The 25,280-nt window shown below is 56.2% G+C and carries 24 protein-coding genes; 5 read left to right on the forward strand and 19 right to left on the reverse strand.

Going from position 1 to position 25,280, the window contains the following annotated elements:
- Positions 1–27: 27 nt before the first annotated feature.
- A complete protein-coding gene (locus ACZF99_RS15690; RefSeq protein ID WP_483606025.1) occupies positions 28–723 on the reverse strand; it encodes a TerC family protein in 696 nt (231 codons plus the stop codon).
- A gap of 451 nt (positions 724–1,174) precedes the next feature.
- Between ACZF99_RS15690 and msrA the strand changes: the two genes are divergently transcribed.
- Positions 1,175–2,155 carry a peptide-methionine (S)-S-oxide reductase MsrA gene (gene msrA, locus ACZF99_RS15695; RefSeq protein ID WP_483606026.1) on the forward strand — a complete coding sequence of 327 codons (981 nt, stop codon included), beginning with the start codon at positions 1,175–1,177 and terminating at the stop codon, positions 2,153–2,155.
- 64 nt (positions 2,156–2,219) lie between these two features.
- Here msrA and ACZF99_RS15700 read toward each other — a convergent pair whose 3' ends face one another.
- Positions 2,220–2,786 (reverse strand): CGNR zinc finger domain-containing protein, encoded by a 567-nt coding sequence (locus ACZF99_RS15700; protein ID WP_483606027.1) that lies wholly within the window; start codon positions 2,784–2,786, stop codon positions 2,220–2,222.
- 131 nt (positions 2,787–2,917) lie between these two features.
- Between ACZF99_RS15700 and ACZF99_RS15705 the strand changes: the two genes are divergently transcribed.
- Positions 2,918–3,406 carry a DinB family protein gene (locus ACZF99_RS15705; RefSeq protein WP_483606028.1) on the forward strand — a complete coding sequence of 163 codons (489 nt, stop codon included), beginning with the start codon at positions 2,918–2,920 and terminating at the stop codon, positions 3,404–3,406.
- A 309-nt stretch (positions 3,407–3,715) separates the two neighbouring features.
- Here the strand turns inward: ACZF99_RS15705 and ACZF99_RS15710 are convergent, their stop codons facing one another.
- Positions 3,716–4,378, reverse strand: a complete 663-nt coding sequence (locus tag ACZF99_RS15710; protein WP_483606029.1) for a YitT family protein — start codon at positions 4,376–4,378, stop codon at positions 3,716–3,718.
- A 445-nt stretch (positions 4,379–4,823) separates the two neighbouring features.
- Between ACZF99_RS15710 and hmpA the strand changes: the two genes are divergently transcribed.
- Positions 4,824–6,041, forward strand: a complete 1,218-nt coding sequence (gene hmpA, locus ACZF99_RS15715; RefSeq protein ID WP_483606030.1) for an NO-inducible flavohemoprotein — start codon at positions 4,824–4,826, stop codon at positions 6,039–6,041.
- 80 nt (positions 6,042–6,121) lie between these two features.
- Here the strand turns inward: hmpA and ACZF99_RS15720 are convergent, their stop codons facing one another.
- The 12 genes from ACZF99_RS15720 to ACZF99_RS15775 all read right to left on the reverse strand — a co-directional run bounded on the left by ACZF99_RS15720 (position 6,122) and on the right by ACZF99_RS15775 (position 18,820).
- The gene (locus tag ACZF99_RS15720; RefSeq protein ID WP_483606031.1) at positions 6,122–6,634 is read right to left on the reverse strand and encodes a Crp/Fnr family transcriptional regulator; all 513 of its coding nucleotides are present in this window, start codon (positions 6,632–6,634) and stop codon (positions 6,122–6,124) included.
- Positions 6,635–6,774: 140 nt separating this feature from the next.
- A complete protein-coding gene (locus ACZF99_RS15725; protein WP_483606032.1) occupies positions 6,775–7,701 on the reverse strand; it encodes a hypothetical protein in 927 nt (308 codons plus the stop codon).
- A gap of 20 nt (positions 7,702–7,721) precedes the next feature.
- On the reverse strand, positions 7,722–9,062 hold the full coding sequence (locus tag ACZF99_RS15730; protein ID WP_483612767.1) for a nucleotide sugar dehydrogenase: 1,341 nt from the start codon (positions 9,060–9,062) through the stop codon (positions 7,722–7,724).
- 66 nt (positions 9,063–9,128) lie between these two features.
- Positions 9,129–9,938 carry a response regulator transcription factor gene (locus tag ACZF99_RS15735; protein ID WP_483606033.1) on the reverse strand — a complete coding sequence of 270 codons (810 nt, stop codon included), beginning with the start codon at positions 9,936–9,938 and terminating at the stop codon, positions 9,129–9,131.
- Positions 9,939–10,078: 140 nt separating this feature from the next.
- On the reverse strand, positions 10,079–11,476 hold the full coding sequence (locus tag ACZF99_RS15740) for a glycosyltransferase family 2 protein (protein ID WP_483612769.1): 1,398 nt from the start codon (positions 11,474–11,476) through the stop codon (positions 10,079–10,081).
- Positions 11,477–11,519: 43 nt separating this feature from the next.
- A complete protein-coding gene (locus ACZF99_RS15745; RefSeq protein ID WP_483606034.1) occupies positions 11,520–12,275 on the reverse strand; it encodes a hypothetical protein in 756 nt (251 codons plus the stop codon).
- 26 nt (positions 12,276–12,301) lie between these two features.
- Positions 12,302–14,548, reverse strand: a complete 2,247-nt coding sequence (locus ACZF99_RS15750; protein ID WP_483606035.1) for a hypothetical protein — start codon at positions 14,546–14,548, stop codon at positions 12,302–12,304.
- Between the two features lie 708 nt (positions 14,549–15,256).
- Positions 15,257–15,592, reverse strand: a complete 336-nt coding sequence (locus ACZF99_RS15755) for a YolD-like family protein (protein ID WP_483606036.1) — start codon at positions 15,590–15,592, stop codon at positions 15,257–15,259.
- Positions 15,589–16,824 carry a DNA polymerase IV gene (locus ACZF99_RS15760; RefSeq protein ID WP_483606037.1) on the reverse strand — a complete coding sequence of 412 codons (1,236 nt, stop codon included), beginning with the start codon at positions 16,822–16,824 and terminating at the stop codon, positions 15,589–15,591. The genes ACZF99_RS15755 and ACZF99_RS15760 overlap by 4 nt, the downstream gene beginning before the upstream one ends.
- On the reverse strand, positions 16,821–17,207 hold the full coding sequence (locus ACZF99_RS15765; RefSeq protein WP_483606038.1) for a YhjD family protein: 387 nt from the start codon (positions 17,205–17,207) through the stop codon (positions 16,821–16,823). Before ACZF99_RS15765 ends, ACZF99_RS15760 begins: the two co-directional genes overlap by 4 nt.
- Before the next feature lie 201 nt (positions 17,208–17,408).
- Entirely contained in the window at positions 17,409–18,155 is a 747-nt protein-coding gene (gene map, locus ACZF99_RS15770) for a type I methionyl aminopeptidase (protein ID WP_483606039.1), read from the reverse strand.
- Positions 18,152–18,820, reverse strand: coding sequence for a TetR/AcrR family transcriptional regulator (locus ACZF99_RS15775; protein WP_483606040.1), 669 nt, complete (start codon positions 18,818–18,820; stop codon positions 18,152–18,154). The genes map and ACZF99_RS15775 overlap by 4 nt, the downstream gene beginning before the upstream one ends.
- A 180-nt stretch (positions 18,821–19,000) precedes the next feature.
- Here ACZF99_RS15775 and ACZF99_RS15780 point away from each other — a divergent pair, with 180 nt between their 5' ends.
- Entirely contained in the window at positions 19,001–19,360 is a 360-nt protein-coding gene (locus tag ACZF99_RS15780; protein WP_483606041.1) for a BlaI/MecI/CopY family transcriptional regulator, read from the forward strand.
- Between the two features lie 10 nt (positions 19,361–19,370).
- Positions 19,371–21,362, forward strand: coding sequence for a M56 family metallopeptidase (locus ACZF99_RS15785; protein WP_483606042.1), 1,992 nt, complete (start codon positions 19,371–19,373; stop codon positions 21,360–21,362).
- 157 nt (positions 21,363–21,519) lie between these two features.
- Here ACZF99_RS15785 and ACZF99_RS15790 read toward each other — a convergent pair whose 3' ends face one another.
- The 4 genes from ACZF99_RS15790 to murQ all read right to left on the reverse strand — a co-directional run bounded on the left by ACZF99_RS15790 (position 21,520) and on the right by murQ (position 25,261).
- Complete coding sequence (locus ACZF99_RS15790) at positions 21,520–21,750, reverse strand: stage VI sporulation protein F (RefSeq protein ID WP_483612771.1); 231 nt, start codon at positions 21,748–21,750, stop codon at positions 21,520–21,522.
- A gap of 164 nt (positions 21,751–21,914) precedes the next feature.
- Entirely contained in the window at positions 21,915–22,769 is an 855-nt protein-coding gene (locus ACZF99_RS15795; protein WP_483606043.1) for a MurR/RpiR family transcriptional regulator, read from the reverse strand.
- A 102-nt stretch (positions 22,770–22,871) separates the two neighbouring features.
- Positions 22,872–24,326: a PTS transporter subunit EIIC gene (locus ACZF99_RS15800; protein WP_483606044.1), complete on the reverse strand. Its 1,455-nt coding sequence runs from the start codon at positions 24,324–24,326 to the stop codon at positions 22,872–22,874.
- A 35-nt stretch (positions 24,327–24,361) separates the two neighbouring features.
- Positions 24,362–25,261: an N-acetylmuramic acid 6-phosphate etherase gene (gene murQ, locus ACZF99_RS15805; RefSeq protein WP_483606045.1), complete on the reverse strand. Its 900-nt coding sequence runs from the start codon at positions 25,259–25,261 to the stop codon at positions 24,362–24,364.
- Positions 25,262–25,280 lie beyond the last annotated feature (19 nt).

The raw sequence follows: 25,280 nt of genomic DNA on the forward strand, positions 1-25,280 counted from the left end.
CCGCGGCGTTGTTCATTTATTCAGTCTTTAGCTTCCATTCGTTTGCGCCACAGTTTGGTGAAGGCGCGCTTTACGCTTCTTCATTTGAGTGCCAAGCAACACAACGGCTACGATGACGAGAATCTCGAATCCGTATTTGACCCAAGGGCTGGCGAACCAGTCGTGGATCAGCGGCTCTTCTACGATCATCTTGGCTGAAGTCCAGGCCAGCACGGCGGCCCCGATTGTGATAACGATCGGAAAGCGTTCGGTCAGCTTCAGAATCATCGTGCTGCCCCAAACCATGATCGGTACGGATAAGGCCAGGCCGATAATAACCAGCAAGAAGTCCCCGTGAGCGGCACCGGCAACGGCGAGCACGTTATCGAGGCCCATCATGGCATCGGCGATGATGATCGTGCGGATGGCGGCCAACATCTGGTTCCCCGCTTTAATTTCGTGGTTCTTCTCCTCGACCAGCAATTTATAAGCAATCCAGATCAGCGCAAGACCGCCGGCCAGCCGCAAGCCCGGAATGTTCAGCAACTGCACGACGAGCAAAGTCATGATCACCCGGATCACGATCGCGCCCACGGTCCCCCAAATAATCACTTTCTTCTGATCCCGCTGCGGTACGTTTCGAGCTGCAAGCCCGATAACGATGGCATTATCCCCGGCTAGGACAAGGTCAATCAGGACGATGGATAATAAGGCCATCCAAAATTCCGGCGAAAATAAATCCATGTTCTCTCCCCTTTCTAATGTTCCATGCAGCGGACCCCTTCTTTTTGGATAAACCGCCTTGCGATTGGCCGCGGCAGTCCTAAATGTAGTCTATCTGGCCTGCGGACAATTCATGCGGCTGGGACTACGGGAAGAATCCCCATCGGTGATCCAAAAAAAATACGCCGTGTCCGTATTGGGCACGACGCAATGATTGCATCAAAAAAGACCTTTACCCAATACTCGCTACGGGCAAAGGTCTCGCTAACAACAGTTCGTTGCCAATAAAGCCGGGGGTATGTATAACTCCCGTAATGACGACTTTATTGTAGCAGCTACTCCCCTTTGGGAACCATGCATGTTTAATGGAATAATTATAGCACGTACTCAGGGAGAGCACCAGCCTTTTATCCGACGTTTTGGGTTTGGCGCCAAAACAAGTTATAATAAGGAGCGAAACGGAGGGATCACAATGAGTCCAGCGTCAAATCCCCATGTCAAACTGGCCACTTTTGCCGGCGGCTGCTTCTGGTGCATGGTATCGCCATTCGAAGAGCTGCCCGGCATTCGCGGCATCATTTCCGGATATACCGGCGGTCATACGGTTAATCCTACCTATGAGCAGGTTTGCGCCGGACATACCGGCCACTACGAAGCCGTACAGATCACTTACGACCCGGCCGTGTTTCCTTACCGCAAGCTGCTGGAGCTGTATTGGCAGCAAATCGACCCTACGGACGAAGGCGGCCAATTCCATGACCGCGGCGAATCGTACCGCACCGCGATTTTTTACCATGATGAAGAGCAGCGTCAGGAAGCGGAGGCATCCAAGCGGGAGCTTGCGCAAAGCGGCCGCTTTGACAAGCCGATCGTCACGCCGATTCTGCCGGCGGCCCCCTTTTATCCCGCCGAGGAATACCATCAGCAATACCATAAGAAAAATCCGGGGCACTACAAGCTGTACCGCAAAGGCTCCGGCCGTGAGGATTTCCTGGAGCGCCACTGGTCCGGCCCTGCCGATCGCGAGGAACTGAAACGCCGGCTGACGCCGATACAATACGAAGTGACGCAAAATAACGCCACCGAGCGACCGTTTACCGGCGAGTATTGGGATCATGAGGAAGAGGGCATTTATGTCGACGTCGTTTCCGGCGAGCCGTTGTTCAGCTCCCGTGACAAATACGATGCCGGCTGCGGCTGGCCCAGCTTCACGCGCCCTTTGCGCAGCTATCACATCAAAGAAAAAACCGATACCAGCCATTTCATGATCCGCACCGAAGTACGCAGCCGGCTGGGAGATTCCCATCTCGGCCATGTTTTCGAGGACGGACCGGAACCGACGGGCCTAAGGTACTGTATCAATTCCGCGGCGCTCCGCTTCGTGCCGAAAGCCGATCTGGAGAAGGAAGGGTACGGGGAGTATCTCTATCTTTTCGAGGACTTGAACGAATAACGACGCTATATCGCAAAAAAGGCTGCCGATCCGGCAGCCTTGATCTTTTTCCCATGATCGTTGTTTATTCCGCGCCCCGCTCCGTTCCGGCTTTTTTGCGGGCCCGGAACCGCCGTACCTTCATCAAATTGCCGCACATCTTATCATCGCAGTATTTCTTCGTCCGGTTTCGCGTCTCGTCGTAAAAAATCCAGCGGCAATCGGGATTGTCGCATACGCGAATCCTTCCCGTCTCTCCCTCAAGCAGCATTTGGCCGAAGCTTGCGGCGATCTCCGCCCGCACTTGGCGCCAATCCTCCGTCACGGGTACATATTCCAGGCGGACGTCCCCCGATTCCCCGCTCAAACGGCGCTTCACCGCACCAAGCTCCAAATGCGCATTGAGAAGGTGCCAATCCTCCTCCCCCATAGCGCCTCCCTCCGCCAATTTAACCGCCAACGCGTGCAAGTTCTCCCGAAAACGGCGCATCGCCGGAACTTCCTTCGCAGGCATCGGTACAGGAGCGGCCAACTGCCAGTCGCTAAGGAAACGCTCCTGCCAAGCCGGCTGCTCCATCCGGTCTTCGCTGCGTCCGCTCCCCCGCCAATCATGCCACTCGCTATTAAGGAAATCGCTCCATAAAGTCTCCAACTCCAATGCCCCCAAATTTGTAACTACCTAATCAATATTTTAGTGGTTACATTTATCATTATTTCTGCTACAATACCATTGTAACCCTTTAACCCGTGATTAACCAGTTACAATGACAAGGAGGAAATGGGATGGCTTTAAGCGCCGTGGATTTACTGGTACTGCAAAAAGACGACACTTGGGAAGTAGAGGAATGGATCGTCCCATTGGCGACAGCCTTGGCGGGCGTGACCGCCGAGCAAGCCGTATGGGCTCCGCCGGGAGGCGGCAATACGATCTGGCAAACCGTCAATCACCTCAATTATTACAACGGGCGGATACTCAGCCGCCTGAAAGGGATTGATCCGGGCGTTAGCGTCGAAACCAACGAAGAGAGCTTCGCCGGTACCGGAGGGATGCAGGGAGAAGCCGCCTGGGCGGATACGCTGGCCGAAACAAAGCGGATTCAGCTGGAATTGCGCGAAACGATCGCCTCTTTATCCGGTAGCGACCTGGAAGCGCCTTACGCGGATACGAACGAGTCGTTCGGACAACAGCTATCCCGTTGGATGCTGCATGACGCCTACCACGCGGGACAAATCGTGCTGATCCGCAGACAGCAAGGATCCTGGAGATCCTGATCCCTAAAAAATTCATGTGAGCATGAAGCGGTTTGTTCGGGAACCTCGTTAGGCTTCCGGGCGGGAGCGAAAGCTGGCCAGGTTAGTGAGGTTAGTGAGGTTGCGTCAGGTTAGTCAGGTTAGTCAGGTTAGTCAGGCTACAGCGCTAAGTTCACTAAGTGGAAAAAGCACATCAAATCAGGTCGATATCCCTGGTTTTCGGCGGATGAAGTGGAGGATTTCCAACTAGCGCAGAACCGGGTGACCAAGAGGGCTTTCCTCCTTCCTAACCATGGACCGGGCGCACCTCACAAGAAAACGGCCCGAGCCTCAGGCTCGAGCCGTTTTCTCTTTCATCGGGTAAGGCAGACGCATCGGCGTCAGCTGTCCCTGTCCGTAATGGACGGTCCAGGTAATCATTTTGCCGGCGATCAGCACCGCCAGTATCGTAAACATCGTTTCTTTGAATGGTAAATATAACAAGGAGACCGTCAGCACGACCGCATCCATGATGATAAACATCGTACCGATTTTTATGCCGGACCACTGGCTTAGCAGCATCGACAAAATATCGTCCCCGCCGCTCGCTCCGCCTGCCCGCAGCACGAGCCCCGCCCCGAACCCGGTGAGAAGACCCGACAATAACGCGGCCAACGGCAGATTGCCATGCAGGTTCATCGTCAGCGGCGAGTATTGCTCGCACAGCTCGTAAACCAGCGAAAACGTCAAGGAGGCCACAATCGTATTCACCACGAACTTATGGCCTTTCAGCCACCAGGCGAGCAGTACGATCGGCAAATCCAGCGCAATCACGGTCAATGCCGGAGGCAGGTCAAACAGATATTTGCCCAGCAGCGCCAAGCCGACAAATCCGCCTTCCGACAATCCGTTCTGAAAATTGATGTGGTAATACGTAAACGCCAATAAACCGGACCCTGCCAACATCGTCAATAATCGAGTGACGTAGGTGTGCCTTTTTGCTTTTGTCCTCATTTGGAACCCCTCTTATCGTAGTATGGTTGACCATCCGGCAACACTCTACGGAGAAGATCCAGGAGGAGTTCATCCTTCGCATGATTTCACGCTTCTTTCGTAGGTTTGTCGCCGAGTTACCGACTATCTACGAAAGGAGCTAAGTATAAGAGAGATCACAACGTTTCCAAATCGTCCTTTGGGATTTCGTCCTTCGGGGACACATGGTATCCTGATCCTTTCTGTTGGAATTTCTTCTATTTATATTATACCACATTTCAAATCATGACTGCACGGGACAGCCTCCAAGCTTTTTAATTTTTCGACGGATAATGTGATACTTGTCATTGCATTTTAGTAACAGTTCACACTTTGGCAACTTTCAATGTGACAGAAGTCACCTTTTTGCATTCGGACGCTCCCTATACTGAGATGGAACGAAATTTCCAGGAAAGAGGGTTTACCGATGCTTGACGCCAAAACAATCGAGATCATCAAATCTACCGTACCGGTTCTGGAAGTCCATGGACAAACGATTACGAAAACCTTCTATCAGACGATGTTCAAAAATCATCCCGAGCTGCTGAACGTATTTAACCACGCCAATCAGCGCCAAGGAAAACAACCTACGGCGCTGGCCAACGCGGTTTACGCCGCCGCCGCGCACATCGACCGTCTGGAAGAGATTCTACCGGTCGTCCGCGGCATTGCCCAGAAGCATCGGGCGCTGGGGATCCAGCCCGAGCATTACCCGATCGTCGGCGAGAACCTGCTGGCGGCCATCAAAACGGTGCTCGGAGACGCCGCGACCGAAGAGATTCTCGAGGCCTGGGGTAAAGCCTACGGCGTGATTGCCGATGTGTTTATCCGTGTGGAAGCCGAAATGTACCGTGAGGCGGAGGAGAAAAAAGGCGGTTGGCGCGGATTCCGCCGCTTTATCGTCGATCGAAAAGTCCAGGAGAGCGATGTCATCACCTCGTTCTACCTGAAGCCGGAGGACGGTAAAGAGATCGCCTCTTATGCGCCGGGGCAATATATTACCGTCCGCGTGAAGCCGGAAGGCCAGGAGTTTACCCATCTGCGCCATTACAGCTTGTCCACGGCACCGGGGCAGCCGTATTACCGGATATCGGTGAAACGGGAAGACGCCGTCGAGGATCGTCCGGCGGGCCTCGTATCGACCTATTTGCATACCCGTATCGGCGAAGGCGACGTCCTGGAACTTAGCGCGCCGGCCGGGGACTTTACGCTGGATCAAACGCGGGACCTTCCGCTTGTGCTGCTAAGCGGCGGGGTCGGCCTCACGCCGATGGTCAGCATGCTGGAAACGGCGCTGCAAAGCGGAGCCCAGCGGGAGATCGTCTATATCCACGCCGCCCGCAGCGCCAAATATCACGCGATGAAGGAGCCTATTGCCGAGCTCGCGCGGACGCACGGCAATCTGCGTTCCTACACCGTCTACGAAACGCCGCAAGCTGGCGAAAGCTGCGACAAAATCGGCTACATCGACCTGCCTTGGCTGAGATCGGTCGCGACCGCCGACAGCGACTTTTATTTCTGCGGCCCGGTTCCGTTCATGAAGGCGGTTCGCCGCGCCTTAAAGGATTGGGGCGTACCGGACGAACGGATTCACTTTGAATTTTTCGGACCGGCGGACAGCCTGGAAGATACGCTTAGCCGCTAATGCGCATTGCGCCGCCGGAACACAAAAAAACGCGGACACGGGGAATCTCCCGTTGTCCGCGTTTGGTCATGTGCTTAGATTTAGGCCCGTTCGTGGCCATGGCCGCGCAGCAGCCGGTTGACCGTTTCGCGCCGCACGCCGATCAACTGGCCGATTTCTTCCTGGGTCAAATAGTCGGTCAGCGGCACGCCATGGGCGTGCTGGCCCAGCCATTTCGTCAGCAGCCCCAGCCGTTCGGCCGGCGTGCCAACCGTCAAATGGTCAAGCCGCTCTTGCATGAAGCGCACCTTCTCCTGCAGGAGCTGCGCGACCTCCAGCGGTTTCTTCGGGTCCTCCTGAAGCTCGCGGTACCATACCTGCGCGGGGATGGCCTCCACCTCACTGCGCATCAAGGCGATCGCTGTCCCGTGCACCTCTTTCGGGGTGATCAGGGAGTGATGGGGTACCGTTTCCCCCGGGTACAAGATATTGAACAAGACCATGTTTCCGTTCTCATGCAAACGCGTGACTTTAAACAGCCCGCTTTTGATGTGGTACAAATATGAACCGTCGTCTCCTTGCCGGAACAAGATTTCGCCTTTATGTAGAATCATGACAATCGCTCCATTTCCTCAAAACGCAGTTGCTTATATTATAGCAAAAATGGAGAAGGCTGTCCCAATAGTCCGGGGCCTCGTCCCGCAACATAGCAAGAAGACTGCCCCGTCTTTATCTATGGGACAGCCTTCGGGTTTTAAGGCCCGCGAAGCTTCCGATTCCAAGCCTCATAGCTGTGAACGGCAATCCCGGCAAACGAGTCGTGTTTTCTTCCCAGCTCCTCCAACCGGTTCAGCTCCCGGTTCAGCGAAGCTAGCGGCCGTTCGTGAAAAGAGACGCCGGGCCCTTCCCCGCTTTCGCCCAGCTCAACGCCGACCCATACCCGCTTGTTTTGCCGATCCGCTTCATTCAGCGTGCGCTGCGAGATTTCATAGATGCGGCCCGCGGCATCCCGGTAGGCCATAATCGCCAAATAATCGAATCGGGCTACCATCCAATCGCCCAGCGGCAGCTCCAGGGTCCCGCTCGGGTGGTCGATCTGGTCCAGCCAGAACGGAACGGCCGCGCCGATCGCAAGACCGTTATATTCCGCTTCCTCCGTCCAGGCGCGGACGCTCTCCACCCACTGCTCCACTACCGCCTCCCGATCCGTCTGCCAGCGGTCCAGCAAATACGGCTCGACGTCCAGTTGCACGCCCGCAAACCGCTCTTCGGCCTTCGCTTCCCGGTTGAAGTCGATCACCCACTTCAGAAATTCCTCGGCTTCGTTCCGGTGTTCCCGCAGCGCCCAATCCGGATGGCCGTTTAAGGCATGGACCCGGATGCCGCCTTGGGCGGCGGCCCGGATGAAGCTGCGGTAACTCTCCCGCTTCACCCCGCCGCCGATTTGCAGGAAGAGGGTGTCCACGCCCTGTTGGCCGGCAAATTCCAGCAGCTCGCCGGGTTGCTTTTCGATGACCGCGGTCTCCCAGATCCACGTCGCTTTCGCTTGCGAACCCGATGGCCGGATCAAAGCCACTAAAACAAGCAAAGCCGTCATCAGCATCCCGCCGAGCGCAAGCAAGGTCGGCCGCTTCTTGCTTCCCGAAAACGCCCGAAGGCGGACGAAAACCGGCGTTCTCAACCTCAAGGCCGTTTGTCCTTTTAACCTACGCTTAACGCCGTGGATCCTTCGTTCATCTGCGCAACGGAGTGGCCAATCTTATAAACATGCGGCAGCGGATAATCGCGGAATGCGTTGCGCGTATCGACGATCGGCACGCCGAGGCGGGCGATCCCCTCGTAATCGAAATTGCTGTGATTGGTCACCAGCACGATGCAATCGTAAGTTCTGAACTTGTCGAGCTCGTAAGCGACGCTGTGCACCACGCCGCCGGATTTTTCGCGGAAGCTTGCCGCATACGGGTCGTAATAGTCCACTTTGGCTCCGCTGTCCTTAAACAGCTCGTACACGGACAGTCCCGGCGATTCGCGCAGGTCGGCGATATCGGGCTTGTAAGCCATGCCGAGAATGAGGATGCGGGACTTCTTGATCGATTTGGCGTATTCGTTCATGATTTTGGATGTCTTATTGACGACATAATAAGGCATGTTATCGTTGGTCGACTGCGCCAGCTCGATGAACTGGCTGTAGAAGCGGAAGCCCTTCGCTTTCCAGCTCAGGTACATCGGGTCAAGCGGAATGCAGTGCCCCCCGATGCCGGGGCCCGGATAAAACGGCATAAACCCGAACGGCTTGGTTTTCGCCGCGTCGATCACTTCCCAAATGTCGATGCCCATTCGGTCGCACATCATAGCCATTTCGTTGACAAAAGCGATGTTGACGCTGCGGAACGTGTTCTCCAGCAGCTTGGACATTTCCGCCACCTTGGGCGAAGAAACCGGTACGACCGTCTGGACATAACGGGAATACAGCGCTGTCCCCAAATCCAGGCAAGCCTTCGTTGTTCCTCCGATCACCTTCGGGGTGTTGTAGGTATTGAATTTCGAATTGGACGGATCGACCCGCTCCGGCGAAAAGCAGAGGAAGAAATCTTCGCCGGCCGTGTACCCCAGCTTTTCCAGCTCCCGCTGGATCAGCTCTTCGGTCGTCCCCGGATAGGTTGTGCTTTCCAGCGTGATCAGCATTCCCTTTTTCATATAACGTTTCAACTGCTCCACCACGGTGACGATATAGGAGGTATCGGGGTCCTGATTCTCGCTTAACGGCGTCGGCACGCAGATGCTGACCGCGTCGATTTCGGACAAACTCGCGTAATCCGTGGTCGGCTGAAACCGGCCTGTCGCCATCGCTCCGGCCAAGGTTGGGGACGGGATATCGTGGATATACGATTCCCCGCGGTGGATTTTATCGATTTTCGCGGCATCAAGATCGATGCCGACGACCCGGAATCCCTGCTTAACCATTTCGACCGCCAGCGGCAGTCCGACATAGCCTAGACCCACAACGCCCAATACGGCGGTTTTCGATTCAATCGCATTCATCAGCTTCAGGTAATGATTATTCACAGGTTCCTACCTCCATTTATGGTCTGTATTTGATCGGTCTGATTATTGGATGCAGCGGCGAATCCGGGCGTCCAGTTCAACCGGGGAAAACGGCTTCGTGATATAATCGTCCACTCCGTTCTGGAAGCACAAGCTGATCGTTTTCTCGACCCGCTGCTCCGTGAGGACGACGATTTTCGGCAGTTCGCCGCCGCTGGCTTGTTGGATTTGATGGATATAAGGCAAACCGTCGATTCCGTATAGATTCAGCTCGGTCAGCACCAGATCCGGCCTCCAATCGGTGATCAGATCCAGGGCGGTGATGCCGTTATCGGCCGTCATCGTCTCATAGCCCTGCATGTTCAGCCGAATTTGCAGAAACTCGCGCACGGCGGGATCCCCCTCCACGATCAGAATCCGGCTTTTGACGAGCAGCAAATCGGCTTTCGTAAAAATATGAATGTCATCGGAATAGTTCTGCTTGGCTTTTTCCTCCATTTGACTGAGCAGTTGAGGCGTAATCTCGGCCTGCGAGGAGAAGCTGGCCAGCGCCAAGTGCGGACGATAATCGGCGATGCGCTCCTGCAGTTGCTGCTTCAGCCGCAAGCCTTGATAGTGGACGGCATCCAGCGCCAGACCCGGCAGCAGCACCGCCACGCTCCCCGGCTCGTCTCCGTCCCATACGTCAAACCGAAGTCCCGGTTCGGATTCCAGAATTCCCCTCACTTGGGATGTCACGTAAGAGGGACCGCCTGCGGAATAAATGAACAGCAACCCGTTCACCTCGCTGGCCTCTTCCCTCACGCGTTGCTCTATACCGGCATATAAGCCGGATCGTTCCGTTTGGTTTTGCAGTGCCGTCAGGTTTGACATCATTCATTCCCGCCTTTCTTCTTCCGAAAGTTTATCCGTAAGTTTGGTTACTTCTTGGATTCCAATCCAAGCCTTTCCTTGGTCTATCATCCCCTTTCCGGCCACCGGCCGCGAAGCGGGGGGAGGGGAGAAGCCCGGAGCTATGCCGATTTGGCCGGCTTCGCCGTTTTGGCGGCCGACTCCCCCTTATCCTGCCAGCTCTGGCGAGTCATCGTCCCCCAGGAATTGTTGTTGCGCAGAAACTGGATATGCCCCTGAATGCGCCACAGTCCTCCGAGCTGCGCGTATCCGAAAAACTTAAACGCCGAAAACAACAGCAACTTGCACAAATCCGACAGCTTGTCGAACCGCTTGAACGCAAGCTCCTCGAGCAGCAGCGCCCCGATGCTGAGCACATAACCGCTGAGGAAATTGATCAGCCAGAACACCGCAAGGATCCGCCAATGCGTCATGTCCAGCAGCGTGTACCCGATCAGGGCCAGCAGCCCCGTGATTTTGAAATATGGGTTCAACGCTTCGAAAATAATGTTGTAAGGCATCGTCAGAAGCCCCATCACCTTATATTTCGGATTAAAGGCCATGTCGTAGTTCTCGATCATGTTCTTCAGGTTGCCGCGGCCCCAGCGCTTGCGTTGGTTGGACAAAATCCGGTACGAATCCGGCGCCTGCGTCCAGCACACCGCCTCGGGACAAAACGCGATGCGGTATTTCAACTTGTTCTCCAGCATATAGCGGTGAAGCTTGATGATGATGTTCATGTCCTCGCCGGGATAACCGCCGCGATAGCCGCCGACCGCGATGACATAGTCCTTGCGGAACAAGCCGAACGCGCCCGACACGATGATCAGCCCATTGATCGAGCTCCAGCCGATCCGGCCTCCAAGGAAGGCCTTCAGATATTCCGTGGCCTGGAACATCGGCCAGATTTTGCGGGGCAGCGAAACCTCCTTCACCGCTCCGTTCTCGATGACGCAGCCGTTGGCGATCCGCACGTCGCCGCCGATAGCCACCGTCTCCTCCGGGTTCTCCATATACATGCGGGCCATCCGGATCAGCGCATCCTTCTCGAGCAGCGAATCGGCGTCGATCGAAGAGATGAGCGGATAATGCGACAGGTTGATGCCCGCATTCAGCGAATCGGCCTTACCGCCGTTCGGTTTGTCGATCACGTACAAATGCGGATACTTCGGGTTATGGTACACCGCCGTAATCGGCTGGCAGTCGATCTTGTGGCGAATGTCCGGATTCGGCAGCGGTATCAGCTCGAATTCGTCCCGCAGCACGCCCAGCGTATTGTCCTTGGACCCGTCGTTAATCACGATGACTTCATAGGTCGGATAATTCAGCGTCAGCAGGCATTTGACGTTTTCGATGACCGTAATCTCCTCGTTAAACGCCGGCACCAGCAGCGAAACCGGCGGCACCAGCTCGGAGCCGGACAATGTGTTGTATTTCGAATAGGCGGCCCGGCGAAAGATCGTCAGGATCTGGCGGAACGAAAACGTCATGATCGAAAAATAAACCAGGTTGACCGTCATGACGTAATACGTCGCGAACAGGCCGTAGATCAGCAAAATATCCCTAAGCAGTGGTCTCCCTCCTCTCAAGCGCAAAAGCAAATCGTCCAGGCGACGGGGCCTCCTCCGGGCCTTCTTGCCCCCGCATCGCCGCCAGCGCCACCTTCACCAGATCCTCGTTGTCCTCCTTCAGCAGTTGGAGCAGAAGCCGGCTGGTGTCAAGCCGCGTTTCCATCAGGATGTCGGCGGCGAGGTGGTGAATCGGCTTGCCGTGGCGCAGCAGATGGACCAGCATATCCCTGAGCTGCTGCTCGTGTTTCGCGCTTTTGGCGATCGAGCGGGCAAGCACGATGCTCAGCGGACCATACTTCTGATGCTTCAGCATGTCCAGCAGCCGCGGCACCGCTTCCGCCGCCCGCATCCCGCCGAGGCGGTAGGCGGCGGCGATTCGCCGGCCATAGAACAGGCTGTCGAGCTGCTTCAGGTCTTCCCGCACGAAGCCGGCGTTGTAACATAACTCGATCAGTTGCTGTTGCAAATCGCCCTTAAACTGTTCGATCCACTCGGTTACCCGCTGCTGGATCACCCGCCGCTCCAAATCCCCAAGCTTGCCGGGCGGCAGCGGCAACTCCTTCGCATCGCCCAGATGGGCCTGAAGAAACAGGAAGTAATCCTGGTGCTTCCGCTGATATTCCTTCGTTTTGCGTTGGATCCGCAAATATCGAATTTTCATAGTGAACAAGAGCAGCATGCCTATGACGATCAGCCCCAGGCATACGTAAATAAAGGCAATTGCCAGGCCAAGATGCTGACCCGCCATCATCGTATCCTCCTCTCGGCGCCAGGTTATTCTCCCGTGGGGCGGCGGTCCGGCAAGCTTTGATAGAACGCCCGCAGGGCGTAATAACCGGACTTGAGCCGCTCGGAATACCGCACGGTTTCCCATGGCTGCCATACGTATTTCGGGAACGCGTCCAAAGAGACGGTTTCTCCGGGATTTCCGTTTACGGGCCCTGGGCCCAGCGTCTCCGCTTCGCCCCGCTCCACGATCCAGGGCACCAGAGTCAGGCCGTCCGTCTCGGTCGTTGAGAAGGCGCGGTCCTCCTTCAAAGGCCGGTAGTCGATGACCTGTCGCGAACTGGGATCGGCAAAGCCGAGCAGCATCCAGGGGATGCGCAGTTCTACCTCGCTGCCGCTGTACTGCCAAGAAGCAAGCGAATTGAAATCGGCGCTCTCCGGGTCGGTTGTACCGCGAATCAGCTTGCCGACGGTCATGTCCTGAAACGGATGGGCGGAGCGGGTATCGGGCGGCGTCATTGTCAAGCTGATCGCCAGCTTCCAGGGTTGAAACGCCACGGATTGCTCCTCGGTCGGATCGTCAAGCATCCAATATCCGTACCGCCCGTAAAGCCGGCGGTGGAAATCGTAGCTTGGCGCCGCCAGCACTTCGGTCTCCTCGTCGCTCCCGATCGCCACGATCGCCTCCAGCCCGTCGCTCAACGTTCGACCGGGCAGCTCCACCTGCGGCTGGTTACCGCCGGGTTGCGTATTCGCGCCCAGCCGGATCAACCGCTTGGCCGGATCGAACGGTTCGCTTAGCCGAAGCCCGACGTAGACGTAAGCTTCGTCGTGCGTGACCTGCAGGCGGTCAATCCCAGCCGACGGACGATCCCAAGCTTGAACTTCCCCCTCGGGCAGCGACTCCCAGTCGTCCAGCTTGCCGTCGATCGTAAGGTCGTCTTCTTTGCCGGGGCCCATCGACAACAACCCGAATTGTTTTTCATTGGTCAATACGTTGAGCCAGAAGGCGCGCCGATCTTCCGGGATTTCGAACCGCATCGTATTCCATGTCTTCTTGAACCATTCGTCCTGCCACATGAACAAAATAGCGCCGGCATATCCGGTATCGTAAATATCCTTCGTTAGGGAGACATTGATCTCCCCCTGTTCCCGCTCGTTGTGTCCTCCCTGGTTCCGCCCTCCCCGGCCGAGGTGGGAGACACCCAACGAAGAAGGAACGCCGTATTCGGTAATCATCACCGGGATGTCCTTATGGTAAGCCTTCAATTCCTGCAAATAAGCCTTGTAAGTATTAAAGTCTCCGTTCCCGTCCGGGATCGTCTCCAGCGTTTCGTCCAGATGGAAAAAGTCCGGATAATACGGGTACGCATGATAGGCGGCGAAATAACCCGCTTCCCAAGCCACCGGCTGAATATGGGTCGCATCAACGCTCACGAGATCCTCCTCGAACAGCGGTTCCCCGGGATGCTGCAGCACGTCGGTGGTCACCCAGTTCGTAAACGTGATCGGATGCTCCCATCCGTAAGCGCGTTCCTGCCGAGCCGTATCGTCCACCAGCTCCGCCAGCCAGCTCTCGAACGGACTGGCCTCGCCCGTCGCCGCAAAATACTGCCCTTGATACGGCTGAATATCGGTGTGCTTGCGATTCGTGTTGTCCACCATTTCCGGATCCCATTCGGTGCCGATATGCCAGGCCATCAGGTAAGGACCGGCATTGGCGGTGTACTTCCCGCCCGACGTTCCCGGCTGCTTCGGCGCCTTCAAATCGCCGTAAACGGCTTTGACCGCTTTTTCGATCTCCCGATGAAAGGCCTCCTTGATCCCCGGAATGTAAGCATCCTGCTGCTCGATCAACTGTTCCTCCGGCGACCAGATGCCCTGAATGAAATAGAGGGGATCCTTCCCCTTGTCCCGGTTGTACTTGACCAGAGACTTGTAGAATACCGGATTATGCACCGTATAAATTCGAATGACGTTTGCGCCCATGTCGTCAATCTGCCGGAACCAGCGCAAATAATCGTCTTCCGTAATCGGAAATTCCCCGGGAAAATGCCCGGGTACCGTCGCCCCCAGATTGACGCCTTTGACGAAGATCTCCTCCCAGCTGCTTTCTCCGTCATAGGCCATAAATTTGTCGCCTTCGGTGCGGAACTTCAGCTCGGTTCCGTCCTCCGCCGCATAGCTGTAATGGGGCGGCGGCCAGTTTAAAACCACCATGACCAGGCAGCCTGCGATGAAGGCAACCGCCAGAACGAGCCCAATTGCCAACCTTTTTTTCGCTAATGTCGTCATCGGATTTCCCCTTGTTTCACCTCGCTGTTCTTCTTTTCGTGCACGTTCCGAACAACCGAATCCCCCGTCGCGAAGCCGACATTTCCCGCGGAGCCCGGCGTTCTTATGAACGGCCGCTTTCTATGCAGCTATACAGGTGTGACGATTCAGTATGGCCGATTTGCACCTCCGCTTCTCGAAATCATATTTATCATGAACCAAGCGCCCCTATCGTGTAACTAGGCTAATGGGAGTGTTTTACAGCTGGGGCTGTTTTCCGGGGGAGACGGATTTTCGGCATCCTTCTGCCGGCTGGGTCATTTCGTGATAATAGACGCGCGAAATTCATCTAGGTTTCGCTCATTTTTTACACCCTTTTCCATAATGGTTACAAAAATGATACCAAAGTCTTGTTTAGAAATCGCGTCGTTCCGCGGTTTTTCGCGATTTGCAAAAGTTACGGCCCGTGTCCAAAAAAGCTTCCCTGGTCCCAGGCTGGGCCCAACGCTTTTTCGTCGTTTCCGATGACGGATTTTCGTCGGGCCGTCTTACCTCGGTTGGCGACTTCCTTCCTAAAAAATGACGTTTCCCCGCACTTTGCGCTTTTCGGCTTCGGAAGACAGAATTCACCGGGCGTTAACAAAAAAAGCTCCCGATCCGCCTGGAGCAGAATCAGCAGCCTTATTTCTTTACCGTCGATTTACGCAACTTTACCTGCCGTTGATCCGGCTAATCGCCCTCGGCTCCCACAATGTCCGCCAACGCGATCCATTCTAGGCCGGCTTCGGTCCGCAGGCATGCCCGCCGCCCGCCGGGATCGACTCGCGTCACGGTTCCTAGGACCTCCCGTCCCTGCCATTCCCCGAAGAGGCGCAGGCGCACCGGCTTTTTCGTCTGCAACGAGGCCGCGAGAACGCGCGAAATCCGCTCGAGCTCCTGCTCGTCGAGGACGGATCGCACCTTGCGCTCCTGATTGCGGTTGCTGCGCAAAATCGCCTCCTTATGCTCCGGCAGCATCATCCGCGACGACTCCCACAATCCGTTGCCGTACAGCTTTCCTCTCATCGGTAATGCCCTCCAATCTTACCGGCCCGATCCCGCGCCTGCCCGGCAGCGGTCAGCGATACCGCGCGAAAAATCGCCGATTCTCCGTAACGGCGTTTGATTTCGTCGGTGGCTCGCTCCAGCGCCTGGTATCTCGGCCGCTCGTCGAACAGGGTCAGCTGGTACTCGTCGTCCCGTACCAGGCCGGTTAACGTGACTCCGACCTTACGGATCGGCTGACCGTCCCAATGACGGCGAAACAACCGCATCACCCCGTCGTATACCTGTTTAGTCACGTTGGTCGGATCGGGCAGTTTCATCTGCCGGTAAAACCCGGTCGGATGATCAAAATCCGCTCCCCGGCAGCCAACGCTGACGACCCCGCCCATATAGCCCTTTTCCCGGCACCGGCGGCAGACGAGCTCGGTCAGCTCGAGCAGCGGCACCGCCGTTTCCTCCAGCGAATAATAGTCGCGGGGCAGCGTCATTTCATGGCCGATCGACTTCTCCCCCTGATGGCTGCTCGGGTCGACCGGCGAGTCGTCGATGCCATTGGCCAGCCGCCAGAGTACTTCGCCGTTTACGCCCCAACGCTGCCGCAGCCGGGCCAGCGGCGTGTTGGCCAACTGCCCGATCGTACGGATGCCCATGCGCAGCAGATGGCGCTCCATGCGGGAGCCGACCATGAGCATTTGCCGGATCGGCAGCGGCCACAGTACCTCTGGGACGGCCTCGCGGGGCAAGGCGTACAGGCCGTTCGCATTTTTCTTGGCAAAGTTATCGCAGGCCATTTTGCTGACCGCCTTGTTGTAGCTGATGCCGAAACGGCTGTAGATGCCGGTCTCGCGGCGGATTTTTTGCTGAATCATCAGAGCCAGCGTCTCCGGCTCGCCGAACAGCGACAGGCTGCCGGTCACGTCGAGATGCTGCTCGTCGATGCTGTACGGCTCCACCAGGTCGGTGAACTGCTTCATGATGCCCGTGATCTGCATCGACACGGCGATGTAGCGCTCCATGCGCGGCCGCATCACCACCAGATCCGGGCATTTGGCCAAAGCCGTACCCAGCGTCTCCGCCGTCGTAACGCCATGCTGTTTAGCTCGCGGGCAAGCGGCCAGCACGATGCCCGAGCGGCGTTCCGGATCACCGGCCACGATCAGCGGACGGTCCCGGTGCTGCGGGTGATCGGCTTTCTCCACGCTGGCGTAGAAGGATTGGCAGTCCGCCATCATGATTACGCGTTCCGATTTCATGAGAACATCCCCTCTTTCGTTACGTCGATCCCGAGATAGGCGCATAATCGGCTGATCAGCTCCGCCTTAACCAATCCCCACAGCATGGAAAATTCGTACGTGTAGCCTCGGCATAGATAACGGGCTTCAATTCCAAACTTCGTCCGCCGCTCTTCAAATACCTTTAATCCATGCTCGCGCATGCTTTGGCGTACCCGGGCCAGATCGGCGGTCGCGGCGTTCTGCAGCAAACCGATCAGCCCCTTGTACACCTGCGGCAGCTTTAGCGAAGCCGATGCCAGAGCGCGCAGGTCCCGTTCCAGCGCGTCGAGCAGCAGGGGGAGCAGCACGTACTGCTTGATCAGCTCCGCCTCCTCCTGCGTTTGCCAAGGAACCGGGGTCATGCCGTTCCCTTCTTCATGCTGTCTGTCATAAGCTCACCCTCTGATCGGAACGTTTGTTCTTATTGTATTCATCATACGAACAAATATTCCCCATATCAACAGGTTTATGTTGGATAATTTGGCAGGGTGAAAGCGCGCAAAAAAAGGCCGATCCCCGTCCCTTCGGACTTTGGGGATCCGCCTCGTTTTCCTGTTGACCGCTTACTGGGCCGTTAAAATCAGCGGCCCGTCCGCCGTTAGCGCGATCGTATGCTCATACTGGGCCGACCATTTGCCGTCCGCCGTCCGCGCCGTCCAGCCATCGTCGTCGATCGCAATGCGGAACGTCCCTTCATTGATCATCGGCTCGATCGTAAACACCATGCCTTCCTTGAGGCGAATGCCTTTGCCCGCCACGCCGACATGCTCGTAGTTGGGCTCCTCGTGCAGGCGGCGTCCGACCCCGTGACCCAGCAGATCGCGCACGACGGAATAGCCGTTCGCCTCCGCATGCTTTTGGATCGCCGAAGTCACGTCGCCCAGCCGGTTGCCCGGAAGCGCTTGGGCAATGCCCAGCTCCAGGCATTCCTTCGTCACCCGCATCAGCTTCTCCGCCTCGGGACTTACCCGGCCCACCGCGTAACACCAGCACGAATCGCCGAACCAGCCATCCGCTTCCGCGACGATGTCCAGCTTGAGCAGGTCCCCGCTTTGCAGCGGCCGGTTCGACGGAAACCCGTGGGCGACCACATCGTTGACCGAAGCGCAGGTTTCCGCGGGAAATCCGTTGTATCCTTTCGTAAACTGCTTCCCGCCCAGCTTCGTAATATGCCGGGCTACGAAGTCATTAATTTCCTGCGTCGTGATCCCGGGCTCGATCATTTTGGCGACCTCCCGATGGCAATCCGCGACAATCTGGTTCGCCCGCTTCATTTCCTCAATCTCCCGCGGTGATTTCAAGATGATCATGTAGCCTCCACTCCTTCAATGGTTAATCCGATCCGATCCGAGAGCCGATGCAATAACAAACCGGCGATTTCCCCGGCTTCGGCCCGCAGCGAGCCGCGGCGAAGCGGGAAGAACGCGCAGCCGGCCAGAGCGGCAAGCAGCCATTCCGCCTGCCGGACGTGCGGAGCCGGATCGCCTCCGTTTCCGACGGCTGCGTCTTCGGCGGAAGCCGGAGGAACGCCCCAAAGCGGCGGGCTGCTTCCTAGCCATACGGCAAACGGCAGCAGCGCCTCGCGGCGGAACGCTTCGGCCAGCGGCACCGCTCGCGCCTCGGGCAGCAGGCGGAATTCCTCCGCGGCCAATTTATACAGCAGGTAGACGCCGTGGTCCTCGGCCCACAGCTCCAGCAGCCGGACGCCCGCCGCGACGAGGGGATCGCCTGCGTCTCCCGCGACGAGCCATTCCCCTGCTCGGTCCATCGCCGTCCACAGCACGTCGTGCAGCAAATCTCCCTTGTTGCTGTAGTAATGATACACCGTCCCGTAGCCAAGCCCGGCCGCCGCCGCGACATCCCGAATTTCCAGCATCATTCCCTTATCGAGAAAAACATCGGCCGCCGCCCTGCGGATTTGGGCAAGGCGCCGCAGCCGGATCTCTTCATTTTGTTCCTTCGTGCGCGGAGTCATAACTTAATTTACAGCCTCCTCTCATTGCTTTAGATATCGTCCCTTTATTTTTTGACCTACTCTCATGTCAATATAAAACAATGGCAGGCAAATTACAAGAGGCAGTCGCTTGACAAAGGCAGACTATCGCAGTAGTATGATCTTAAACTATTGCAATAGTCTGAAAGGAAGAACCCTGGTATGTCAATCAAACTGTTTGATTCCGAACTGAAAGTGATGGATGTTTTATGGAAAGAAGGCGAGTTGACCGCCAAACGGCTCAGCGAAATTTTGGCCGAGCAGGTCGGCTGGAACAAGAACACCACCTACACCGTCATCAAGAAATGCATCGCCAAAGGGGCGATTCAGCGGCTTGAACCCAACTTCTTATGCCGTGCCGCCATTACGAAAGAACAGGTGCAGGAGCAGGAAACGTCGGAACTGATTAACAAAGTGTTTGACGGCTCGGCCGATTTGCTGTTCGCTTCCCTCATCAACAGCAAAAAACTGTCCAAAGCCGAAATCGAAAGCTTGAAGCGGCTTGTCGATAAGTTGAAATGAGGTGTCCCGTATGGATGTTTTTCAGATGAGCCTGGCGGCGGCGGCTCTCATTATCGCCGTCGTGATCATCCGCGGGCTGGCCCTGCACAAGCTGCCCAAAAAGACGTTTCTTATCCTTTGGGGCACGGTCGTTTGCCGTCTGCTCCTTCCCTTTTCCGTTCCGTCGCGCTTCAGCTTTTTTTCCGGCGTGGACGCTTTGAAACGGAGGTTTGGGGAAACGGCGGCTTTTCCCGCGGTGGCCGGAACGACAGGGGGTTACGATGTAGCGGGCGGTGTTGCCGGCCCCCCGCATCCCATCGGCGCATCAACCGGGTTCGGATCCGGCGTCCGCGTTGTGCCGACGGAGACGATTTCGCCCATGTTGATCATTTGGCTGGCAGGCATGGGGGCGTTCGCTTTGTTTTTTATCGTGGTTTATGTGAAGTGCCTTCGAGAGTTTCAGGCTTCCCTGCCCGTCAAAAACGATTTCGTCGACGCTTGGCTGCGGGAACACCCGATACGGCGGCAGGTGCAAGTCAGACAATCCGATCAAATCAAAGCGCCCCTGACCTACGGCGTGCTCCGGCCCGTGGTGCTCCTCCCGAAGACTACCGACTGGGCGGACGAGTCCAGGCTGCGGTATGTCCTTACCCATGAAATGGTGCATATCAAAAGGTTTGACGCCCTGACAAAATGGGGGCTCGCGGCCGCTTTGTGCGTACACTGGTTTAATCCTTTGGTATGGGTGATGTATGTGCTCGCCAACCGCGATATGGAACTGGCCTGCGACGAAACGGTGGTGCGGACCTGCGGCGAAACGGCCAAATCCGCCTACGCGTTGACGTTGATCGAGATGGAGGAGCAGAAAAGCAAGATAACCCCTTTGTTCAACAACTTTAGTAAAAATGCGATTGAAGAAAGGATTATGGCAATTATGAAAATAAAAAAAATTACGGCGGCGGGAGTAGCCGCGGCGCTGCTCCTGGTTGGCGGCACTTTGACCGCTTTCGCCACCACCAGTGCCGTTAAGGCGGACACCGACACGGCTTCGGCGATGGCAACGGAAAACGGCGACTTGTCCGCCAACCTGACAGAGCAGGAACAAGAAGCTCAGGACCGCAAAGCGATGGCGAAAGCGATGAATATCTACGAACCCTTCGGCCTGACCTATGACGAGAAAACCGGTGAGCTTTTTTATCAAGGAGAAAAGGTGCGCGACTTCTATGATGAACAGGCCGGGGTCGGCCAGTTCATGACGGAGGGTTCGGTTGACCTGTACGCGGTCTATGAGCACGGCAAGCTCACCGGACTCCAAAAACGAAGCCAGGCGGAATTCGACCGGAACACGGCCGAAAAAGAACAACTGCAGCAAGAATTCGCCACGAAAAGAAAGGAGTTGGCCATTCCGGACGGGGACGGTTTTTCTTACGCGGACGAGTCGGGCGGCGATACGCAAAAAACCATCGAAACAGGCTCTGCCACGGTTTACTCTTATACCGATGAAACGGGTAAGACCCGGTTCAGCGCCGATGGCGGGAAAACCTGGATGAGCGAGCAAGAATACGATAAAGCCTACCCGACCCCTGAAGTGGTTTGGTGGACTTATGACGAATACAAGGCTTGGTTGGAAGAAGAAAAAAAATCCTTGCCATCGATCATCGGCTCAAAGGGCTGGAACCCGAGCGACGGCTGGTATGTCTGGACACAGGAGAAGGTGGATGAAACCATCGCCATGTATGAACGGACATTGGAGGACATCAAACATGGCGTCAAGGTGTCGAAAACGGTGGACGGCAAAGATGACCTGGTGATATCTTCTGGATTAGGGGAAATCGACGAGCCGACGACCAGCTACAGCATGGTGATTGACGACGGCAATGGAAATACGGTCAACTTCGGCCCCTACGATACCCAAGAACAACTGCTTGCCGAAATAAAGCCATACTGCGAGAAACAGGTGAAGGACGGCAAGATGACGCAAGCCGAGGCGGATGAAATTTTGCGTAAAGCAAGTGCTCAGTAAATCATTGCCCCTTCCACAGACTTGCCGAGAATATCGGCAGGTCTTTTTTATGCGGCAGAAAAAAAGAAGGACCGCCGGTATAGAAGCTTCCCCGGGGTCCTGTCATAGCAAATTTATCCAATCTGCCCATTTCTCAAAGAGACGACCGTTCACGCGTCTACCGGAACATTCCCCATAACCGCAGCAAGTGGAGCGTATTGCGCGGGTCGATTCGTTGATCGATGACGAATTGGACGATCTGCTCTTCCTGGACGCCGCTCAGACGTTCGCCAAGCACGGAAGCGGCCGTTCTGACGAGCCTGCGCACCTTGACGCGATCCTGCAAATCCGCGCGGGTGAGGCCATCGACGACCTGTTTGATCCGCTCTTTGATCGCCGGATTTTTCATTTTGAGTTTAACCCGTTCGACCAGTTGCGGACTGATTCCATATTGATGATAACTCGGCACCGTGACTAGCACCTCCTGTCCCGTCAATTCCGGACTTCAACCCTAATATATGACGGTAAGGCTGTCCATAGTGCACGAAAAAAATCCAGCCGCCCGCGAAGCGGTTAGCTTTGTTTAAGGAACGCCGTCGCTTCGTGGGTTTGTCCCAACCGGACGATCGTTTCCTCATATTGGGTCGAGGCGTACGCAAAAAACAAAATATCGATCATGACCAATTGAGCCAACCGGGAGCCGGACGCCCCGCTGCGCAGCGTCGCTTCCGGCGCCTGCGGCGTGTACAGCATCAAATCGGCCAGCTCGGAAACTTTATGATTGCCAAAACGGGACAAACCGATGGTGCGTACTCCGTACTTTTGAGCAACCCGGAACAATTGCAGTACTTCCTTGGTATTTCCGCTGTACGAAATGCCCATAAACAAGGCACCTGGCGGAGCGCTGGCCAGCGCGGCGGCAATCAGATGCTCGTCCTGGAGAGCGAACGCCTGCTTGCCGAGCCGCAGCCACTTTTGTGCGGCATCCGCCGCTACGATGGCCGAAGCTCCGACACCGTACATATGAATGACGGGAGCCTTACGGAAGCTGTCGACCACCTGCTCGATCAACTCCGGCTGCAGGTGAAGCATCGTATCTTGAATGGCTTGGACACTGTTGGAAATCGTCTTTTGAATCACGGTTTGAACCGTCTCGCCCCGCTCAATATCGTAATACCCCGGCCTCTGCGGTTTGGCATTGTCGACGGACAAGCGCATCTTCAAATCGGGAAAGCCGCTCAAGCCAAGCGAACGGCATAACCGGGTAATCGCCGCCGCACTGGTTCCGGCTTTATCGGCCACCGCATGGATGCTTAGACCGGAGACCTCCGTCGAGGCAGCCAAAATATATTGGGCTGCCTTTCTCTCCGATTCGGGCAGTTGTCCCAGCATCGCCTCCATTTGCGTAAGTATGCTTCCAGTCGTCACGCGTATCCCCTCCGTATTCTCCTACGTTTGCCTTCATTTCCGCAAACGCAAAAGAAACGCGGCGGCCCGGTAACAGGCCGCCAAACGTTCCTCTGCCAGCTGCTATGATCTATTATGCTCTATAAGCATCTGCTTTGTAAAACCAAAGAAGTAAGTGAGCAAGAAACCCGCAACATAAGAGAGAATCAGCCCGGACAAGTAACCCAGAATGGTCATGCCGATCCCCATCGGGCCTTGGATCAGCGGAATGAGAACCAAGCCGGAAGGACCGATCGCCACCGAACCGACGAAATTTCCCGTCATTGCGAACAAACCGAGCAGGGCGCCGCCAAAGCCGCCGCCGAGACAAGCCGTTATAAATGGCCGGCCCAGCGGCAGGCTTACGCCGTAAATGAGCGGTTCGCCGATCCCGAGGAACCCGACGGGCAATGCGCCTTTGATCATATTGCGCAATCGCGCGTTATGCTTCAGCTTGATGTAAATGGCGATGGCCGAGCCGACCTGCCCCGCACCCGCCATGGCCAGAATCGGCAGCAGTGCCGTGTATCCGACCTGAGAAATCAATTCGGCATGGATCGGAATCAACGCCTGGTGCAAGCCGAACATAACCAACGGCAGGAACAGCGAAGCTAGAACAAACCCCGATAACGGTCCGCCATGGGCCAGCAACCAGGTTGTGGCTTGTCCGATTCCCTGGGAGATAATGCCGCTGACCGGCATGAGGAAGAACACGGTAATGAGACCCACGACGAGCAGCGAGAGGGTAGGAGTTACAATGATGTCGATGGCGGCCGGCATCCGTTTGCGAATCCATTTCTCCATCATAGATATTAACCCTGCCGCTAAAATGGCCCCGATGATCCCGCCTTGCCCCGCGTTAAGCTTAATTTCGCCAAAGAGAGGGTAGCTGTAAGAAATGTTCGCCACCGCCGGAGCTACGATGATCGCGGCCACGGCGCCGCCGAGGGCCGGCGTCCCGCCGAACTCTTTGGCGGCGTTGATCCCGGCGAAGATCGTCAAATAACCGAAGAACGCCGAGCCGATCACACTAATGATCGGTTGGAGCGTAAGGAGCCAATCCGCTCCGTTGCCGGAAGTAATCAGGTTGTTGATCAAGCCGGCGATGCCGTTGATAATCCCGGCTCCCACCAAGGCCGGAATCAGCGGAATAAAGATGTTGCCGATTTTCCGCAGGAAATTTTTAAAGGGAGTATTGTTTTTCTGCTTGAGCTCAGCCTTGATGTCCGAGCCTTCGCGCAGAGGTGCCGCCGGGCTGCCGGAGGAAGCCCCCGCGCCGCCATGTCCATCGGCCTGCAGCAACTTTCCGAATTCCTCCGCCACCTTATTAACGACGCCCGGTCCGAGAATGATTTGGTAGGTCTCGTCATCAACCACGCCGAGGACCCCATCGATTTGTTTCAATTCGGCCTCATTGATCCGGCTGCGATCCAGGGTCGAAATGCGGAGCCGGGTCATGCAGTTCGTAAATTGTTCCACATTGCCGGAACCCCCGATCGATTCCAAAATCCGCTTCGCCATTACTTCAAATTTACTCATTGGTCAGCCTCCTGCCCATAGATGTGGTTAAATCTTTACTTCAAAGTCAGCTTGGCCGCCTTGCCGATAAAACCACGGCTTTGCTCCAACTTTTCCAATGCTTCCGCATACGTGCATCCCGTTAGGATCATCAGGATTGCCGGCTTGGGTTTCCCTTCGGCAAGGTTCAGGGCGTTTGCGGCAGTTTGAGCCTCACAGGCGGTCGCTTCCATCACGATCCGCTTGGCCCGATCGGCCAGTTTCTCGTTGGTTGGCTGCACATCAACCATCAAATTGCCGTAGACCTTGCCCAAGCCGATCATCGACGCCGTTGACAGCATATTGCAAACCAGCTTCTGTGAGGTTCCCGCCTTCAGTCGAGTCGACCCGGTCAACACTTCGGGACCGTTCTCGATCTCGATGGCAATATCCGCTTTGGAGCTAATCACCGCATTTTTGTTGCAACTGATGCTGACCGTGGAGGCACCGATCCGTTTGGCATATTCCAGCCCACCGATGACATAAGGCGTCCGCCCGCTTGCGGCTAACCCGACGACCGTGTCATTTGGGGTAAGCCCAAGATGTTGAAGATCGGCCTCCCCCAGCTCAGCCCGGTCCTCCGCCCCCTCTACCGCTTTGATAAAGGCTTGGCTTCCGCCCGCGATGAGCCCGACCACCTGATCCGGGGAAGTCCCGAAAGTCGGCGGACACTCCACCGCATCAAGCAGCCCGATCCGGCCGCTCGTTCCGGCTCCCATATAAATCAGCCTCCCCCCTTTGCGAAGGGACTCGGTAATCGCGGTTACAGCCTCGGCAATTTTCGGGATCTCTCTCTTTACCGCTCCCGCTACTTTCGCGTCCTCTTCATTCATTACCGTCAGCAATTCGGCGACGCTCATTTCGTCCAGACTCATCGTCCGTTCGTTTCTCGCTTCAGTTGTCAGATTTTCCAGCATAGGTCCCTCTCCTTTGATG

It is taken from the genome of Paenibacillus sp. JL3B1040 (assembly GCF_057063165.1).